Raw genomic sequence first — 16373 nt, 5'->3', positions numbered from 1 at the left:
TCTCACCAGCGGCCCTCCCGTTCTGTGCGCCCTAGCCAGTGGATCGCGAGGTTCACAATGATCGCCAATCCGATCAGGACAAAGCCAAGTCCAAGCGCCAAGGCAAAGTTGCCCTTGCCGGTTTCAAGGGCGATGGCGGTGGTCAAAACACGGGTGGCGTTGTCGATATTGCCACCGACAATCATAATCGCGCCGACCTCGCCGATGGCGCGGCCAAACCCGGCCAGAGACGCGGTAAGCAGTGCGCGCCGTGCGTCCCACAACAGGGTTTTGATCTTTTGGGTTTGGGTGACATTCATCGAGATCAAGAGATCGTGATATTCGGCCCAAAGATCACGGAGCGATTGATGCGCAATGCTGGCAATCAGCGGCACGATGATAATGACCTGAGCAATCACCATCGCCGTCGGGGTAAACAGCAACCCCAGCACCCCAAAAGGCCCGGAGCGCGACAGCAAGACATAGACAACCAAACCAACAACAACGGGTGGCAGACCCATCAATGCGTTCATCACCGCGATAACGCCGCGCCGCGCCCGAAATCGGCGCACCGCCAATAGCGCGGCCAATGGCAGGGCGATGGCGGAGGCAACCACCAAGGCGCTGAGCGTGACCTGAAGCGAGCGCAAGGCGATCTCTACAAGTTCCGCATCAAGCGTCACCACAAGCCAAAACGCGCGGGACAGACCGTCCCACAGGTCAATCATTTCTGTCACTCCCCCTCTGGTGGGCGCAGTATTGCAACCTTGTGCCCTAGGGAACAGCGTCAGAAACCCGGATTTCCGACAAATTTTTTATTTTTCAGCCAATATTTTTGAACGCCCGGACAATTTGACCGGGACATTCGTAACAACCGGAAAAGCCGTGGGAATTTTGTCCATATCTTAGTAAGTCAGAGCGCTACGCAGGGACCCTACGTTTGTTTTTCAACACCGCCCGGATCCACATTGCCGACGCAACGGCCAAGACAACGGCCACCAATAGACCAATCACGTCGCCCATGATTTCAGCCACAGTTGCGACCTGATCCATGAACATATAGCCAAGGCCGACATAGACCGTGACCCACACCGTTTCCCCCAACACATCCCACACGGCAAACCGCCACCAATTCAAACCGGTGGCTCCGGATATGAAATTGACCCATGGGCCAAGCGGTGCCACCGCCCAAGTTGAGAAAAACACGCCCAATCCGCCACGCCGGTCAACAAGTTGCTGCGCTTGGGTCAGCACCTTTGCCCGTGACGGACTTTGCGACAAACGCGCGGTAAGGGGGGCACCTCCAGCACGACCAATAAAGTATCCGGCCTGATCCCCAAGCACCGCGCCAAGATAGGCGGATATGCCGACCGACCAGAAGGTGAGATCCCCAGAGGCGACAAAGGCCCCGCCAGTCAACATCATCAGAGATGTCGGGATCGGCAGCGCCAGACAGGACAAAAACGCGGAAGCGAAAATCACATAGACGCCGTATTGCGCGACGAGGCCAAAAACCGTCTCGGTCATTCGCTGACCTCTGGTTTTACGTGTTGCTCCGGAAGAGGCCGCCCCCGTTCGGCAAATATCGCGGCTATGGCGGCTTCGGCTTCGGCAATGACTTGTTCAACTGGAACACCGCGCATCTGAGCAAGTTCGGTGAGACTCATCGGTCCATCCGGCGGAGGCATCGGGGCCTTGATGGCCTCTGCGAGCACCTTGGGTGGCACCCCCCATGACCGGGCGATATATCGAGGCGTCATCCACGCCGCCACTGGCAAAGCGCGTTCCGATGCCGGCGGTCTTTTTATCCAGAAGACTGTTGCCCTGACGCTGAACACAACTGTTGCCATCAACGCGATTACAAAAACGATGGTCGCCAAGGGGGCCGCCGTCCACATTCTCTTGAAAATAGAGATAAGATTGGAACGCATAATGCGGCCTCTTTGCTCTGAAATACACCGCCATGAAGCGCCTTTTTCAAGTGAAGTACAAGTCCCAGTCACCTTGGAAAGCATTCACATTTTGGCGGTCAAATGCCTGCAGATGGCTGTTTTGTTTGAAAACCCGTTTCTAGTGCGCCCACCCGGAAAATGGCCGAGGAACAAAAGCTTTAAAACTTTAAGCAACTTTCCGGTTTTAAAACGATTTAAGTGACGACACCCAAAAGAAATATCGCAAATATCTCTTTTGCCAATCAGTTTGTTTGAACGTTGTTAAGTGGGCGTTTCTAGACTGACACCGTAACAAGTAAAGAGAGAGCAGATGCCCACCGCTAATGAGTTGCCGATTGATAGCTCTGCGACCGCTATGGATATGGCTGACACCATGTTCGGCGAAGGGGTCTCTATTGTATCCGCAACCTATACTGGGGCCGCAACAGCGTCCGGAATTTATACCAATGGCGACACAGTTGCCCCTGGTGTAACCCCATCCGACAGCGGTGTGATTTTGTCGACGGGAACAGCCGCCGACATCACCAATAGCAGCGGTGACGTCAATGTAACCGACGACACAACAACCATTCACAACACCGCTGGCGACGCAGACCTCGATGCCATTTCGGGCATGACAACCTTTGACGCCGCAGTTTTTGAGGCGGATTTTGTCCCAGAAGGCAGCACGCTTTCGATGCAAATCGTGTTCTCCTCTGAGGAATACCTCGATTTTGTCGATGGCGGCTTTAACGATGCGGTCGGCATATGGGTCAATGGGGTTCAGGCGGAACTCACTGTAGGCTCGGGCGAAATATCGATTGATGAGATCAACGATGTCGACAATTCCAATCTCTATATCGACAATGCGGCCACCGATGACACGTACAATACGGAGATGGATGGCTTCACGGTCACCCTAACCCTCAAGGCACCGGTGACACCGGGCGTGACCAACTCGATCAAGATTGGCATCGCCGATGGCGGCGACGCCGAATATGACAGCAACCTCTTGATAGCTGCGGATTCTGTTCAAACAGAGTTGATTGCCGGTGATGATGAAATCCACGTGCGTTTGGGCGAAGAGGTCAATCACGACCTGCTGGCCAATGATGTGTCCACAACGGATTCCGAGTTGCAAATCACCCACATCAATGGGCAACCCGTCAGCATCGGGGACACAATTACGCTTGCCACAGGAGAAGATCTGCAAGTGACCTCCGAGGGAGTGGTACTTGCTGGGGCGGCGTCGACTGTGGGCGACAACTTTTTTACCTATACGGTCCAAGATGAACACGGCCATACCGATGTTGGTTTTGTCGATCTGATCACCACCGCCCCGTGTTTCACCCATGGCACCCGGATCAAAACCCCGCACGGCGGCGTTCCAATCGAAGCTTTGAACGTTGGGGATTTGGTCGAAACGCAGGATCGCGGGCCTCAGGTTTTGCGCTGGATCGGAAGGTCAGTACGCAAAGCCATCGGGGTGAATGCTCCGGTACGTTTCAGCGCAGGCGCAATGGGCAACAGGCGGGAAACCTGGCTTTCCCCCAATCACCGGTTGCTGGTGAAAAACAGTACGGCCCAACTCATGTTCTTTGAAAAGGAAGTCCTGGTCAGGGCTATTGATTTGGTGGATGGGGACAAGATCACGTGCGTGTCACACGGGCGCGACGTCGCCTACTACCATCTGCTTTTTGATCATCACGAGATCATCACCGGCGATGGTGTTCAAAGCGAAAGCTATCTAGCAGGGCCGCAAACCGCCCGCAGTTTCGACCCATGCAATGACACATCGCTTTTCAATGCATTGCCGGATTTGCAATGCGCCAGTGTTTCGAAAATGACATCGGCGCGTCTGATCTTGAAACCATTTGAATCCCAAATGATCGTTCGAACCATGGCGACCGGAGCACAGCCGGTTAACGACATCAGACCCTAAACTGAAAAGGTGCCCCACAATCTGCGGAGCACCCAAAATCATACGTTATTTTTGACCGGCTGGTACCGGCTCTTCGACGGTTTCGGCATCTTCGATCACCTCGGCCTCAACAGTCTCAGCCGCGGTCTCTGCACCGTCCTCTAAGTCCGGGTTTGCAACGATGATATCCGCCGGTGCGTCTTCGGATTTGTCTTCAAGCGCTCCGACAATCAACGGCAACATGTTGGCACCGGCTGGCAAGACCACTTCGGACTGCGGCGGGCTTGTCCATTCCAGCGTATCAAACGCAGAGCAGCTCGAGCACAGTGGGGCCCATTCGGCATGAATCGTATTGCAGTTCTCGCAAACCCATTGTGGTCCGCGCGGTGCGGTAACCGCCTTGGCCAACCAACCACGCACAACGGTATCTGGCGCACCTTCGCCACGTTCAACCGCCGCCATAATCGCCAAAACACGTGCATCGGGATCGTTTTCGATCAAATCGCCAAGCGCACGACGGGCACCGGGGAAATCTTCGGCCGCGAGATGCAATTCCGCCTTGAGCAGTTTGGTTTCACGATCTTCGGGCAGGATTTTCAACAGTGGATCAAATCGCTTCAACCGCGCCTCGGGTGTCTCGTTCGGCTCAATCGCCGCAAAGGCAGCCGCCAAATCGGGGTGCGGATGCACAGCCCAAGTTTTCTTGATCACCTTGATAGCGTTGCGTTTGCGATTTTGTTCGATAAACCCACGGGCTGCCAAAGCTGCGGCAGGAACCAGATCGGGCGAGGCTTTGTTTGCTGCGATGGCCGCTTCGGCAGCCGCTGCGCTTTCGTCGCTATCCTTGATTTCGATCGCATTCGACAGAGCCAAAACAGCATCGCGGCGTTTGAACACGTCGCGCGGTAGGGCGCCGTTCTTAAGCTTGGTCGACAGGGTTTTGCGCGCCCCACCCCAATCTTTGGACTCGGCCTGCAAACGCAGCAATGTATCGCCCACTTCGCCATGCTTTGGCTTAATAGCAAAGGCACGCTCAGCAAGTTTCAACGCCGTATCTGTATCCCCGGAATCAAGCTTTTGCTTCATCAAGCCGCGCACGCCAACAAAGCGGGTCCGCTCGTCTTGCAACAGTCGTTTATAGACCTCTTCCGCCTTTTGGCTATCCCCAACCATCTCGGCCCCTTGGGCGGTGATCAAGTCGGTCAACTCTGGCTTATGAAGGTATTTGTTGGCTTTTTTGGCCTTGGCCATTGCCAGCTGACCTTCACCAGAGGCCAGCGCCATCATCCCTTCGGACAAAGCCTGGTACCCTTTGCGTTCGCGATTCCGGTCAAAATAACGGCTAATGGCCGTTTCGTCGCCGTTGATCCATCGCAACAAAGCGACAAGGAAACCGGCCAGTTTGAACAACAAGTAGAGCGCGACAACCGAAACGATCAGCACCAGAACCAACATGACGGGACTAAGCGTGTATTCAACACCCATCAGTGTGATTTGAGCCTGCGCCAACCCGGTGCCATCGCTTTCGATGAGAAAACCAAACCCATAGGCCAATGCCGCAACAAGCACGGCAAACACGATAATCTTGATAAGTGACCAAAGCATGTTTCGTGACCCTTACTGTTTGTTCAATTCTTGGGCGAGAGCGGCCGTCGCGGCCAGCGCCTCTTTGCGGGTCGTGGCTTGCGCCAACCAATCCGCCAATTCAGCCTGTGCCGCTTCTGTAAGCGCTGCAACCTCTGTGGTAGCGGTGTCCAAATCACCGGCTTTGACTGCTGCTTCGGCGCGGGACAAAACCGCGTCCGGATCATCGCCTTCGCGTGGGGTGACCGATCGGGCCCCAAGCTGGCTTTGCAAGAAACTGGCAATACCACCGCTTTCGCCTTCGGCGCGATCTGTTTTGCGGGCAACCGTCAAAGCTTTGCGGGCAACGTCGGGAAACTCACCCGTTAGGGAAGCAAGCGTCGGAACCCCATCTGCGGCAACCGCAGCAAGCGCATCAGGGACGGAAACGCCATTGCCTTCTAGAACCGCCAAAGGCGCGGCAAAGGGTTTTCCGGACTGAACAAGCGCTGTGACTTCGGCCAACGCGGCACGGCTAGCGGCCAAGGTGGCTTTTTCTTCAGCATTGCTTTCGGCCTGCATGGCTTCGGCGGCCATGGCTTGAATCTCGACCTTTTGCTCTTCTAGGGCGGCTTGTTGATCGGTGATCGACTTGCGTAGCGCATCAAGCTCCCGCTCATAGGCGGCAATCGATTCAGGTGAAACCGCATCGGCCAGAGGCGCTTTTTCGATGGCTGTCAACCGGCTGTCAAAGCCGGCAAGCTCATCCCCGATGGCCTTTAGCGTGGTGTCCGTCCCGGCGATCTTGTCTTCGATCCCGGCGATAGAGGCCGTGATCGGAGTTAGATCAAGGATCTCAACCGCCTTCTTTGTCTCCTCCGCCTGAGATGTCAGCGCGGTAATCTGTTCACCCTGAGACGTCAGGGCTGTACGCGCTTCTTCTTCAAAGGGGTTCGGAGCCGGAGCCGGCGCAAACGGCAATTGCACATCGGTGAACTGCGCCGCACCAAAGCCCAGCGCCGCCGCAACAACACCACCAAGCGCCGTCGACATGAAACCGCTTTTCTTAACAACGGTTGTTTCGCGGATCACCTGAGGTTCAGGCGTCGTTTCTGGTTCAACCAACTCCGCTTGGGTGGCTTCATCAACAAGATCAACGACCTCATCGGCTTGCTCATCAGCCGCAGGCACATCCTCCTCTACCGGAGCGTCTTTCTCAGCGGTGCCTTCTTCGGCAACAGGGGCCGTTTCAGGGTCTTGCTCAGACGCGACCTCTTCAATCGGCTCATCGCTCACAACGTCATCGACGTTATCTTCTGCGACGGCATCAACCTCGGCGGGGATGTCATCGGACAGGTTTTCTGCCGCATCGGCCACGTCTTGAACGGTATCCTCAACCACAGCCTCTGTGTTTGTCTCAACCGTTTCAACACTCTCTTCGGCTTTGGACTGAGTTCTAACAGTCTTGCCTCTTTTGGACTTTGCCACGTTCCGCCACCCTTTCAACACACCCGGTTAATGCCCAGGCCCATAATCCCATGCACTGGCCGACTTCAACAGATCCGTCACCAAACGCGTCATCTCTGCCGACTCAGGTCGTACCGCAATTTTCAACTCTGTTATATGCAGCGACAAGAGCGGCTTGGCCACAGCTTCGCTCATAGCCGCGACAAGAAGCGGCGCTTTAATGCGGTTTTTTGCCAGTAGTGCCGCCGTTCTGGGCGAAAATACCGGTGCAATCACGGGGATTTCTCCGACCAAAGCATCACGCGCGGCTTTTGATAGGGGTATTTCCGGCTGATCATACAAAATCGCGTCAATTGTTCTGATTCCGGCGTCACTCAACCGCGCCGCCACATCCCCCCGTGCATACACCCCTCGAATATGCAGCAAAGGCGCGGGCGGAAGCGTCGCTATCAACGCGCGCACCAAAGCATCGGCATTCTGGTAAACCTGCCTCACGTCCCAGCCACTATCGCGTGCTGCCTGTGCAGTGTTTTGACCAACAACATAAGCAGGAAGGGGCGGTCCATCGGCCGTATTCCCGAGCGCCGCAACCCCATGCGCCGATGTGAATATCAACCCACGCACGCCATCCAAACTCGGCTTTTCGGGCACATAGTCGATCCCGATAAGCGGCGAAAGAATGGTCTCACACGCCCACGCCCCGCCCAAATTAGCCAAGAATCGCTGTGCCGCCGCCTCCGGTCGGGTCATCAGCAAAATGGGCTTGGGCTTGTGCATTCTCGCTCCGGGATTGTCGCGCGCCTTTGTGGGTGGTACTCCCTGCCCGTCGGCAACGCAACGGAAAGACCGGATGACACCTCCCCTGATACTTGGGCTGGAAAGCAGCTGTGATGATACCGCAGCCGCGGTGTTACGGGGGCGCGATGTGCTCTCCTCGGTGGTTTTGGGCCAAACCCAGCTTCATGCGGATTTTGGCGGCGTTGTCCCGGAAATTGCCGCGCGCGCGCATGCCGAACGGCTGGACGGTGCCATTGTGCAAGCCGTGAAAGAAAGCGGAACCTCGCTTCAAGAGATAGACGCCATTGCCGTCACCGCTGGCCCCGGTTTGATCGGCGGGGTGTTGTCCGGCGTCATGATGGCCAAGGGTCTCGCCGCTGGTCTCAACAAGCCCATGATTGGGGTGAACCACTTGGCCGGGCACGCCTTGACGCCGCGCCTGACCGATGGCCTTGCTTACCCTTACTTAATGCTGCTGGTTTCTGGGGGGCATTGTCAGTTTCTAATCGTGCGAGGCGTTGACGATTTCACCCGTCTTGGCGGCACAATTGATGACGCCCCCGGCGAAGCCTTTGACAAAACCGCCCGGCTTTTGGGCCTTCCGCAACCCGGTGGTCCATCGGTTGAAGCGGCCGCAAAGAAGGGTGATGAAAAGCGGTTTCGTTTTCCACGGCCGTTGCTTGATCGCCCCGGTTGTGACCTGTCTTTCTCGGGTTTGAAAACGGCATTGCTGCGTCAACGCGATCAGATCATCGCCGATCAGGGCGGATTAACCGAACAAGATCGCAATGATCTTTGCGCCGGGTTTCAAGCCGCTGTGCGCGACGTTCTTGTCGAAAAGACCCGCCGTGCCATCACAGCATACCTTGACGAACACCCTTCGGACCCCGCTTTGGCCGTTGCGGGCGGCGTAGCGGCAAATATGGCGCTTCGTGCCGGGTTAGAGACTGTTTGCGCCACTTCCAACATACGTTTTACCGCACCGCCGCTTGCGCTTTGCACCGATAACGCCGCGATGATTGCCTACGCTGGGTCAGAATTATTGGCTCTTGGAAAAACCAGTGACATGACTCTTTCAGCGCGTCCAAGATGGCCTTTGGATCAAAATGCAAAACCGCTGATTGGATCGGGAAAGAAAGGCGCAAAAGCATGAGTGTTTCAGTTCTCGGAGCCGGAGCTTTTGGCACCGCCTTGGCCATTTCCTTGGCGCAAAATGGCCCGGTGACCCTTTGGGCGCGGGATATTTCGGACCTTTTGGCTACGGGTGAAAGCCCAAAATTGCCGGGGCACAAACTCCCCCAAAACATCCAAATCACTCAAGATCTTGACCGAGCCGTCACCAATGACGTGCTGTTGTTTTCAACACCGATGCAAAGCCTATCCGGCCTCCTAAACCGCATCAATTCCGACCTCACTGACAAGGCCTTGGTCGCGTGTTGCAAAGGTGTTGATCTGCGAACCGGGCGCGGACCAGTGGGGATTTTATCCGCTGCAAAGCCAGACGCGACCGCCGCTATTTTGACCGGGCCGAGCTTTGCCGATGACATTGCGCGCGGATTGCCAACCGCTCTGACGCTTGCCTGCTCCGATGATGACATGGGCAAACAGGTTCAGCATCGACTCGCGACCCCAAACCTTCGCCTGTATCGCAGCACCGACACCATTGGTGCCGAACTTGGGGGGGCGCTGAAAAACGTTATGGCGATTGCCTGTGGCGCGGCGATTGGTGCCGGGCTTGGCGACAGTGCGCGCGCTGCATTGATGACCCGCGGGTTTGCCGAAATGACCCGCTTTGCCGCCGCCCAAGGCGCGCGGCCCGAAACGATGGCTGGGCTGTCCGGCCTTGGTGACTTGGCGCTGACTTGCACGTCTGAACTGTCGCGAAACTACCGGCTCGGCTTGTCTTTGGGGCGCAAACAAGCGTTTGACCCCGCCATCACCGTCGAAGGGGCCGCCACTGCGCAGGCCATGGACCGTATTGCTATCGACACCGGCCTATCGCTCCCCATTTGTCACGCCGTCGCCGCCTTGACCCAAGGGCGTGTAACCGTAGATGACGTTATGACCCAATTGCTATCTCGCCCGTTGAAAGAGGAATAAACATGCTTATCGCTTTGATCGCCAAGGATAAACCCGGCGCGTTGGCCATCCGTCAGGAAAACCGCCCCGCCCATGTGGAATACCTAAAGGCCACAAATGTTGCCCAAGCCGGGCCATTGATGGATGACAACGGAGAGATGTGCGGCTCTCTCGTGATCCTCGATCTTCATGACATGGCCGCCGCCCAAGATTGGGTTGCCCATGATCCCTACAACAAGGCCGGCCTGTTTGAATCGACTGAACTGATCGTTTGGAACAAGGTGATCTGATGCGTTACTGGCTGTTCAAATCAGAGCCATCCACGTGGTCTTGGGATCAACAGGTCGCCAAGGGTGACACCGGCGAAGAATGGGACGGCGTCCGCAATTATCAGGCGCGCAATTTTATGCGTGAGATGTCCATTGGGGATCGCGGCTTTTTCTATCATTCGCAAAAAGAAAAAGCCGTGGTCGGTGTCGTCGAAGTCTGCGCCGAGGCGCACCCCGACAGCACAACCGACGACGACCGCTGGGACTGTGTCGACATCCGTGCGGTACACCCGGTTCAAACGCCTGTCACCTTGGACGACATCAAGGCCCATCCCGACTTGTCCGAAATGGTTTTGGTCAAAAATTCCCGACTATCCGTTCAGCCCGTGACAGAGACGGAATGGGCGCTGATCTGCACACTGGCCGGGATTTCCCCCTAGGCGCGCGGGACAAGCTGCGGCAAACTGCCCTTGCGAGACGTCTTTTGACGAACAGGAGGGGCAGAATGCTCGAAATTATCAATGTGCTTGTGGCAGCCGTCGCATCGTTTGCGGCCGGGTCGGCCTATTACATGAAACTGGCCGAACCGTGGATGGAGGCATCCGGCGTGCCCCGCAATGATCAGGGTCAGCCGGTCAACGGGGCCAACCCGATGCTCTATGTCGGAACGTTTTTGATGCAGCTGGTTGTGGCGGGAATGATGCGCCATGTGTTCGAGCTTGCCAGTATCGATACCTTGGGCAAAGGCCTGATTTCCGGCATCGGGATTGGATTGTTTTTCATCACACCTTGGATTGCGATCAACAATGCCTATGGCAATCGGCCCAAAAAACTCACCCTGATTGACGGCGGGTACGCGACCATCGCCTGCGCCATCATGGGGGTGGTGTTGACATTGTTCTAGAATTTATGACGGAGGGCACCGGTACATACCGGAACCCTCCGTCCACCCACGTGCTCCCTACGCACCACACGTGTAACTGAAACTTGGTCCCAGCCTTCTAGCCGGTTCTTTTTCAACATAGCCAAACACCCGTGTCCTAGCAAACTCCGAATACCTGCAATTTCAGGTAATTGTGCATGGAAACGGCTTGAAAACACTCACACCTTCTTAATCCACGAAACGCCATGTATCGGCACCGTCAAAGTGACGTAACGGTATCTGAGCGCCGATTTCGCGATCCGCCAGCTTTAGGTTTACGGCCATACGCCCGGACTCCGGCTCCTTCAAATTGGCCCAATGGGTCGTACATCCACAGGTCACACAGCTATGAAAGGCAAGGTTCTTATCACCATATGCATAGGCTTTGGTTGCGCCTTTGATAGTAATATTCGGCCGATCCGAGTAAATCCAATGTGTGCCAAGTCGATGGCAGACTGAACAATTGCAGGACACGGAAAATTCAGGCGTGTCATTAAATTTGATGCGAACCGCACCGCAATGACAGGTGGTTTCGATCATAGTATTCTCCCAAAACAAAAGGCCCCCGAAATTCAGGGGCCTTGTTAAATCGCTTGTCAACTTACTTAGCCGTAAACCGACTCTTTGCCGAACTGTTTGACCAGAAGGTAATAGAACACCGCGCGGTATTTGTTGCGCTCGGATTTGCCATAGGTTGCGATCGCCTGCTGGATCGCATCCATAAGCTCGGGGCCATCAGCTAGACCAAGCTTCTTGATCAGGAAGTTGTTTTTCACTGTTTCAAGTTCAGATTCCTGCGACCCAGCAACAGTCGAGGCGTCGTCGTTGTAAATCGCCGGGCCGCAGCCAATGGTGACTTTGGTCAGCAGGTCCATGTCTGGCTCCATGCCGCATTTGTTTTTCAGATCGTCCGCGTATTTCGCAATTAGCTCGTCGCGCTTGCCCATAGGTAACTCCCTCATATCGGGGTCCCACACCCCGTTTAACTTGGTATTGAAGGCCCTTTTGGCCATCTGACGCAAGATTAATGGTTATTCACAGGCAGGCAATGATAAAAACACCCGCGCTTTCCCATGTGCGGGGCGCGACGCGTTTTGGTCGGAGATGGTCAAGACTGCGCACATAGACACCGCAAAACTGATCCTGACCAACAAGGCCAGCAGAGGTGTTCCGCAATGCAAGACAACCAAGTCTCCTTTACCCAGATGAAAGACGGGACCAAGGACGAATATCTTTTGCTGCAAAAGCTCGAAAAACCCTATTTGGCCATGACCGCGGATCGCATCCTTGATGAACTTCGTCGCCAAGGGGAGGTCAGCCTCGAAGGCTACAAAGTCAACCGGCTTGAGCATGGTCTTCAATCCGCCACACGGGCCGAACGGGATGGGGCCGATATCGATTGGATCGTTGGGGCCTTGCTGCATGACATCGGCGACGGGTTGGCCCCACAAAACCACGATCGGTTTAGTGCCGAGGTGATCCGCCCCTTTGTTCGATGGGATGTCGCATGGGTCGTTGAACATCACGGCATTTTTCAGATGCTCTACTATGCGCATCACTATAACTGGGATGAAAACGCCCGTGATCAATTCAAGGATCACCCCTGCTTTCAAAGTTGCGCTGCCTTTTGCGAGCGCTGGGATCAGTCTTCTTTTGATCCTGATTACGACATGCAGCCGCTAGAGCATTTCGAACCGATGTTGCGCAAGGTTTTCGCGCGCAAAGCCTATGACCCCGACGTCATCCGCGAAGGGTTTGTTTCTTCTCTAACATCATGACATGCGTCAATTTCCCACTTTGCTCATCGGGTTAGGCTGCGGCCAACCTGAGCGCCAGAAAAGTGGGAGGCACATCATGACATCTTATTTGAAAAACACGCCCAACGCGGATGGGTTCTTTGGCGACTATGGCGGGGCGCAATTACCGCCGCCGCTTGAGCCGCATTTCAAGGAAATCCGCGAAGCCTATGAGAAGATTTCCAAATCGTCCGAGTTCATTCGCGACCTGCGCTATATCCGCAAGCATTTTCAGGGCCGTCCAACCCCGGTGTCCCATCTCAAAAACCTGTCCGATCTAGCTGGTGGTGCCCAGATTTACGCCAAGCGCGAAGACCTGAACCACACTGGCGCACACAAGCTTAACCACTGTATGGCCGAGGCGCTTTTGGCCAAGCACATGGGTAAAACCAAGCTGATGGCGGAAACCGGGGCCGGTCAACATGGCGTCGCGCTGGCGACTGCCGCCGCCTATTTCGGCATGGAATGTGAGATCCACATGGGTGAGATCGACATCGAAAAAGAAGCGCCCAACGTCACCCGGATGAAACTTCTTGGCGCGACGGTTGTTCCGGTTGGCTTTGGCGGTCGCTCGCTCAAAGAGGCGGTTGATAGCGCCTTTCAGGCCTATGTTCCACAAGCGGATCAAGCCCTATTTGCAATCGGTTCTGTGGTCGGCCCGCATCCCTTCCCAATGATGGTGCGTGATTTCCAACATATCGTTGGCATCGAAGCGCGGGAACAATTCCTTGAGATGACTGGCGAGCTTCCAGACATCGTGGCCGCCTGTGTTGGCGGTGGGTCGAACGCAATGGGCCTCTTTGCTGGGTTCATCGAAGATGACGTCCAACTTTACGGTGTTGAGCCGCTCGGAACATCATCCAAACTGGGCGAACATGCCGCCACGATCACCTATGGTGAAGACGGCGATATTCACGGGTTCCGCACCATGGTTCTCAAGGACGAAGCCGGGGAACCCGCGCCGGTTCACACCGTGGCGTCGGGCCTTGATTACCCCGGCGTCGGCCCGGAACACGCCCACCTTTATCGTACAGGCAAGGCAAACTACACCGCCGCCAACGACAAAGAGGCGCTCAAGGCGTTTTACGACCTAAGCCGTCACGAAGGCATCATTCCCGCCCTAGAAAGCGCCCACGCTGTGGCCTTTGCCCAACGCGAAGCGCCTAAAAATCCGGGCAAGTCAATCCTGATCAACCTGTCAGGTCGCGGTGACAAAGACATCGATTATGTCACTGAAACCTTCGGTTTTGGTGACGCTCTCTGACAAACGCCCCCTGCCGATCCAGCTCAAAACCTCGGCAGGGGCACTTATCAAATTCAGATAATTGACTGCAGTTATCTGCCTCTGACACAACTCTTCTTTGTCGCACTTCAGGGCTCGTTAACAAGGACCGTTTAACAAAGTCAGACGCCGAATAGGTACTTGTCTGAATGCGCCGAACTCTAACTGTCTTTTTCGCGTCTTTTGTCGCCTTAGCTCTGTGCCTTTGGCTCGGTAGTCGGCTTAGCTTTTCCGCTGCCCAAGGAGAGATGACCGCGCGCGCAGAACAGTCTGCGCAAATGTGGCTTCGCATTTTAACCGCAGAGGAATCTCAGATTGAAGGCTGGTTAAGTGGAACACCCTTGTCCGCGGAAGAACAGGATCGCCTTGAAAACTATCGCAATTCCTCTGACGTATTTCGATTCAAACTATTTAATCTTCAGGGGCAGCTTGTCTTGGAATCCGGACATAGCGAGATTTCAAGTGATCCGCACGACACCCATTTAGGGGCAAGCACACCGCTTCATCATGTACTGACAACTGGGCAACCGGCGACAGAGATATGTGATGGGTCCCATGACCTGAGCGCACCGGATCACTTTGCCGAATCCTATATTCCTATTTTCATTGATGGGCAGCTTGCCGGCGTGTTCGAAGCCTATCTTGATGTGACAGATGCGGCGGTTGATGTACGGACACTGTTTACCAAACTGATTTTGACCATTGGGCTGTTGATTGTGGCGGCCATGATTATTCCGTTTGGGATTGTTCTGGCGTTTTGGTTTCGACTAAGGAAACTGGTTCTGCATCTGCGACAGGCCCGCCAACGGGCGGAAAAAGCAGAACAAACAAAATCTGCGTTCCTTGCTCAGATGAGCCATGAACTTAGAACGCCGATGAATGGCGTCATCGGCATGTTTGATTTGTTGGAACGATCAGAGTTGAATTCTGAACAACGATCCATCGTTTCCACGATATCTCAAAGCTCAACCGCTCTGCTGCGCATCATCAATGATCTGCTTGATTTCTCCAAGATTGAATCCGGTCAACTCGAGCTGGTCAACACACCGTTCAACTTGCGCCAACTGGGTGAAGATGTTGCCACTATTTTTGCGTCCTCACTTTCGGCAAAATCTGTCGAAATCACCGTCGACAGCGAAATGCCCGACACGCTGTGTTTTGAAGGGGACGCTGCGCGTATACGCCAATGCTTGTTAAACCTAGTCGGCAACGCCGCGAAATTTACGATGGCCGGTCATGTCAGCATTTCGCTGGGAAACACTCAAGACGGTCAAGTCACTATAACTGTATCGGATACCGGTGTTGGCATAGCAGAAGACCAGCTTGATAAGATTTTTGAGGCTTTTTCCCAGATCGAAAACGGCGCAACCCGACGCTTTGATGGCGTTGGACTTGGCTTGACGATCACATCCAAACTGACGCGATTGATGGGCGGTTCCCTATCCGCGGTCTCTGACCTTGGGATGGGGTCAGAATTTGAGATACGCCTGCCCCTCAAACAGATTGAATGCTCAAAAGACAGCCAAGAGTACTGGAATAGGTCACAGGATTTGCTCGCGGGCAAGCGTGTTTTGATAGCAGAAAGCCGCCAGAGCATGAGCCGGTCACTATGCAGAACGCTCCGCCTCTTTGGGGCGCAACCCGTGGCGTGCCCATCCGGTCGCAGCGCGTTGGAAATGCTCGAAACCCTGAAAAATCAGAGTATTCAACCGGATCTTTGCCTGATTGACCACGGGATTGGTGACAAGAATAGCGCTGACTTGATGGATGAGATGAAATCTATCACCGATCTTCCTTGCATTATAATGCTGCGTGCCGATCGCGATCATTCTTCCAACAAAATCAAACAGCGGGGGTTTTCGGGGTCGTTCCGCAAGCCCATCAAACTCCGAGAGTTTAGCACGGCGCTCTGCCGCGCTCTGGATCAAAGTTTTGGAAAACAGCCAAACACCAAAATCAATTCACAAGACCCAGATTTGTCCAAGGTTCGCATCCTCTTGGCTGAGGACAATCGAACCAATCAACTCGTTGTCCAAAAGCTGCTTAAAAACACCGGGGCCAATATCAATTTGGCCAATAACGGCCTTGAAGCCGTCGAGATGTTTGAAACACTGCACCCTGATCTTGTGTTGATGGATATCGCCATGCCGGAAATGAACGGACATGAGGCGACACAGTTAATCAGGATGATCGAAGAAAAACAAAGCTCCCGGAACACACCTATTTTGGCGCTGACCGCCAACGCTTTACCGGAGGACCGCAAAGCATGTCGCGCGTCGGGAATGAATGGGTTTTTGGCCAAGCCAGTAAAAAGGGCCAAGCTGATCGACACAATCGTCGCTCACCTTGGCCCCGATAACACCGGTCAATCACCGGGTCCTTAGGTC

18 protein-coding genes are annotated in these 16373 nt (G+C 54.8%); 10 read left to right on the top strand and 8 right to left on the bottom strand.

Going from position 1 to position 16373, the window contains the following annotated elements; translation table 11 throughout:
• Positions 1-2: 2 nt before the first annotated feature.
• The 3 genes from Q1A43_RS15030 to Q1A43_RS15020 form a co-directional block, all read right to left on the bottom strand.
• Positions 3-707 carry an ABC transporter permease gene (locus Q1A43_RS15030; RefSeq protein WP_299921996.1) on the bottom strand — a complete coding sequence of 235 codons (705 nt, stop codon included), beginning with the start codon at positions 705-707 and terminating at the stop codon, positions 3-5.
• Positions 708-900: 193 nt separating this feature from the next.
• On the bottom strand, positions 901-1506 hold the full coding sequence (locus Q1A43_RS15025; protein ID WP_299936485.1) for a DedA family protein: 606 nt from the start codon (positions 1504-1506) through the stop codon (positions 901-903).
• Positions 1503-1646, bottom strand: a complete 144-nt coding sequence (locus tag Q1A43_RS15020; RefSeq protein ID WP_299921994.1) for a hypothetical protein — start codon at positions 1644-1646, stop codon at positions 1503-1505. Before Q1A43_RS15020 ends, Q1A43_RS15025 begins: the two co-directional genes overlap by 4 nt.
• A 31-nt stretch (positions 1647-1677) precedes the next feature.
• On the opposite strand from Q1A43_RS15020, the gene Q1A43_RS15015 reads away from it, so the two are divergent.
• Positions 1678-2133, top strand: a complete 456-nt coding sequence (locus tag Q1A43_RS15015) for a hypothetical protein (protein WP_299936482.1) — start codon at positions 1678-1680, stop codon at positions 2131-2133.
• A 108-nt stretch (positions 2134-2241) separates the two neighbouring features.
• Positions 2242-3852: a choice-of-anchor L domain-containing protein gene (locus tag Q1A43_RS15010; RefSeq protein WP_299936480.1), complete on the top strand. Its 1611-nt coding sequence runs from the start codon at positions 2242-2244 to the stop codon at positions 3850-3852.
• Positions 3853-3897: 45 nt separating this feature from the next.
• Here the strand turns inward: Q1A43_RS15010 and Q1A43_RS15005 are convergent, their stop codons facing one another.
• From Q1A43_RS15005 to Q1A43_RS14995, 3 genes are read right to left on the bottom strand one after another with little or no spacing between them, the layout of a single operon-like run.
• Complete coding sequence (locus Q1A43_RS15005; RefSeq protein ID WP_299936477.1) at positions 3898-5436, bottom strand: heme biosynthesis HemY N-terminal domain-containing protein; 1539 nt, start codon at positions 5434-5436, stop codon at positions 3898-3900.
• A 12-nt stretch (positions 5437-5448) separates the two neighbouring features.
• Positions 5449-6882: a COG4223 family protein gene (locus Q1A43_RS15000; RefSeq protein WP_299936474.1), complete on the bottom strand. Its 1434-nt coding sequence runs from the start codon at positions 6880-6882 to the stop codon at positions 5449-5451.
• A gap of 27 nt (positions 6883-6909) precedes the next feature.
• The gene (locus tag Q1A43_RS14995) at positions 6910-7638 is read right to left on the bottom strand and encodes a uroporphyrinogen-III synthase (protein WP_299936471.1); all 729 of its coding nucleotides are present in this window, start codon (positions 7636-7638) and stop codon (positions 6910-6912) included.
• 73 nt (positions 7639-7711) lie between these two features.
• Between Q1A43_RS14995 and tsaD the strand changes: the two genes are divergently transcribed.
• The 5 genes from tsaD (at position 7712) to Q1A43_RS14970 (ending at position 10890) form a co-directional block, all read left to right on the top strand.
• Positions 7712-8791: a tRNA (adenosine(37)-N6)-threonylcarbamoyltransferase complex transferase subunit TsaD gene (tsaD, locus tag Q1A43_RS14990; RefSeq protein ID WP_299936470.1), complete on the top strand. Its 1080-nt coding sequence runs from the start codon at positions 7712-7714 to the stop codon at positions 8789-8791.
• Positions 8788-9738, top strand: a complete 951-nt coding sequence (locus Q1A43_RS14985; protein ID WP_299936467.1) for an NAD(P)H-dependent glycerol-3-phosphate dehydrogenase — start codon at positions 8788-8790, stop codon at positions 9736-9738. Before tsaD ends, Q1A43_RS14985 begins: the two co-directional genes overlap by 4 nt.
• Positions 9739-9740: 2 nt before the next feature.
• The gene (locus tag Q1A43_RS14980; protein WP_299921979.1) at positions 9741-10007 is read left to right on the top strand and encodes a YciI family protein; all 267 of its coding nucleotides are present in this window, start codon (positions 9741-9743) and stop codon (positions 10005-10007) included.
• On the top strand, positions 10007-10426 hold the full coding sequence (locus Q1A43_RS14975; protein WP_299936465.1) for an EVE domain-containing protein: 420 nt from the start codon (positions 10007-10009) through the stop codon (positions 10424-10426). The genes Q1A43_RS14980 and Q1A43_RS14975 overlap by 1 nt, the downstream gene beginning before the upstream one ends.
• 65 nt (positions 10427-10491) lie before the next feature.
• Entirely contained in the window at positions 10492-10890 is a 399-nt protein-coding gene (locus Q1A43_RS14970; protein ID WP_299921976.1) for a DUF1761 domain-containing protein, read from the top strand.
• A 207-nt stretch (positions 10891-11097) separates the two neighbouring features.
• Here the strand turns inward: Q1A43_RS14970 and Q1A43_RS14965 are convergent, their stop codons facing one another.
• Together Q1A43_RS14965 and Q1A43_RS14960 are read right to left on the bottom strand one after the other, a co-directional pair.
• Positions 11098-11448, bottom strand: coding sequence for a GFA family protein (locus tag Q1A43_RS14965; protein WP_299936464.1), 351 nt, complete (start codon positions 11446-11448; stop codon positions 11098-11100).
• Positions 11449-11513: 65 nt separating this feature from the next.
• Positions 11514-11855 (bottom strand): DUF2853 family protein, encoded by a 342-nt coding sequence (locus tag Q1A43_RS14960; RefSeq protein ID WP_299936462.1) that lies wholly within the window; start codon positions 11853-11855, stop codon positions 11514-11516.
• 228 nt (positions 11856-12083) lie between these two features.
• Here Q1A43_RS14960 and Q1A43_RS14955 point away from each other — a divergent pair, with 228 nt between their 5' ends.
• The 3 genes from Q1A43_RS14955 to Q1A43_RS14945 all read left to right on the top strand — a co-directional run bounded on the left by Q1A43_RS14955 (position 12084) and on the right by Q1A43_RS14945 (position 16370).
• Positions 12084-12686 (top strand): HD domain-containing protein, encoded by a 603-nt coding sequence (locus Q1A43_RS14955; protein WP_299936459.1) that lies wholly within the window; start codon positions 12084-12086, stop codon positions 12684-12686.
• A gap of 76 nt (positions 12687-12762) precedes the next feature.
• Positions 12763-13968, top strand: coding sequence for a tryptophan synthase subunit beta (gene trpB / locus Q1A43_RS14950; RefSeq protein WP_299936457.1), 1206 nt, complete (start codon positions 12763-12765; stop codon positions 13966-13968).
• A gap of 266 nt (positions 13969-14234) precedes the next feature.
• On the top strand, positions 14235-16370 hold the full coding sequence (locus tag Q1A43_RS14945) for a response regulator (protein ID WP_299936455.1): 2136 nt from the start codon (positions 14235-14237) through the stop codon (positions 16368-16370).
• Positions 16371-16373 lie beyond the last annotated feature (3 nt).

Source organism: uncultured Pelagimonas sp. (assembly GCF_947498515.1).
In the GTDB taxonomy this organism is placed as follows: Bacteria; Pseudomonadota; Alphaproteobacteria; order Rhodobacterales; family Rhodobacteraceae; genus Pelagimonas.
The sequence above is the reverse complement of the archived record's forward strand: the minus strand, read 5'-3'. Positions and strand labels throughout refer to the sequence as shown.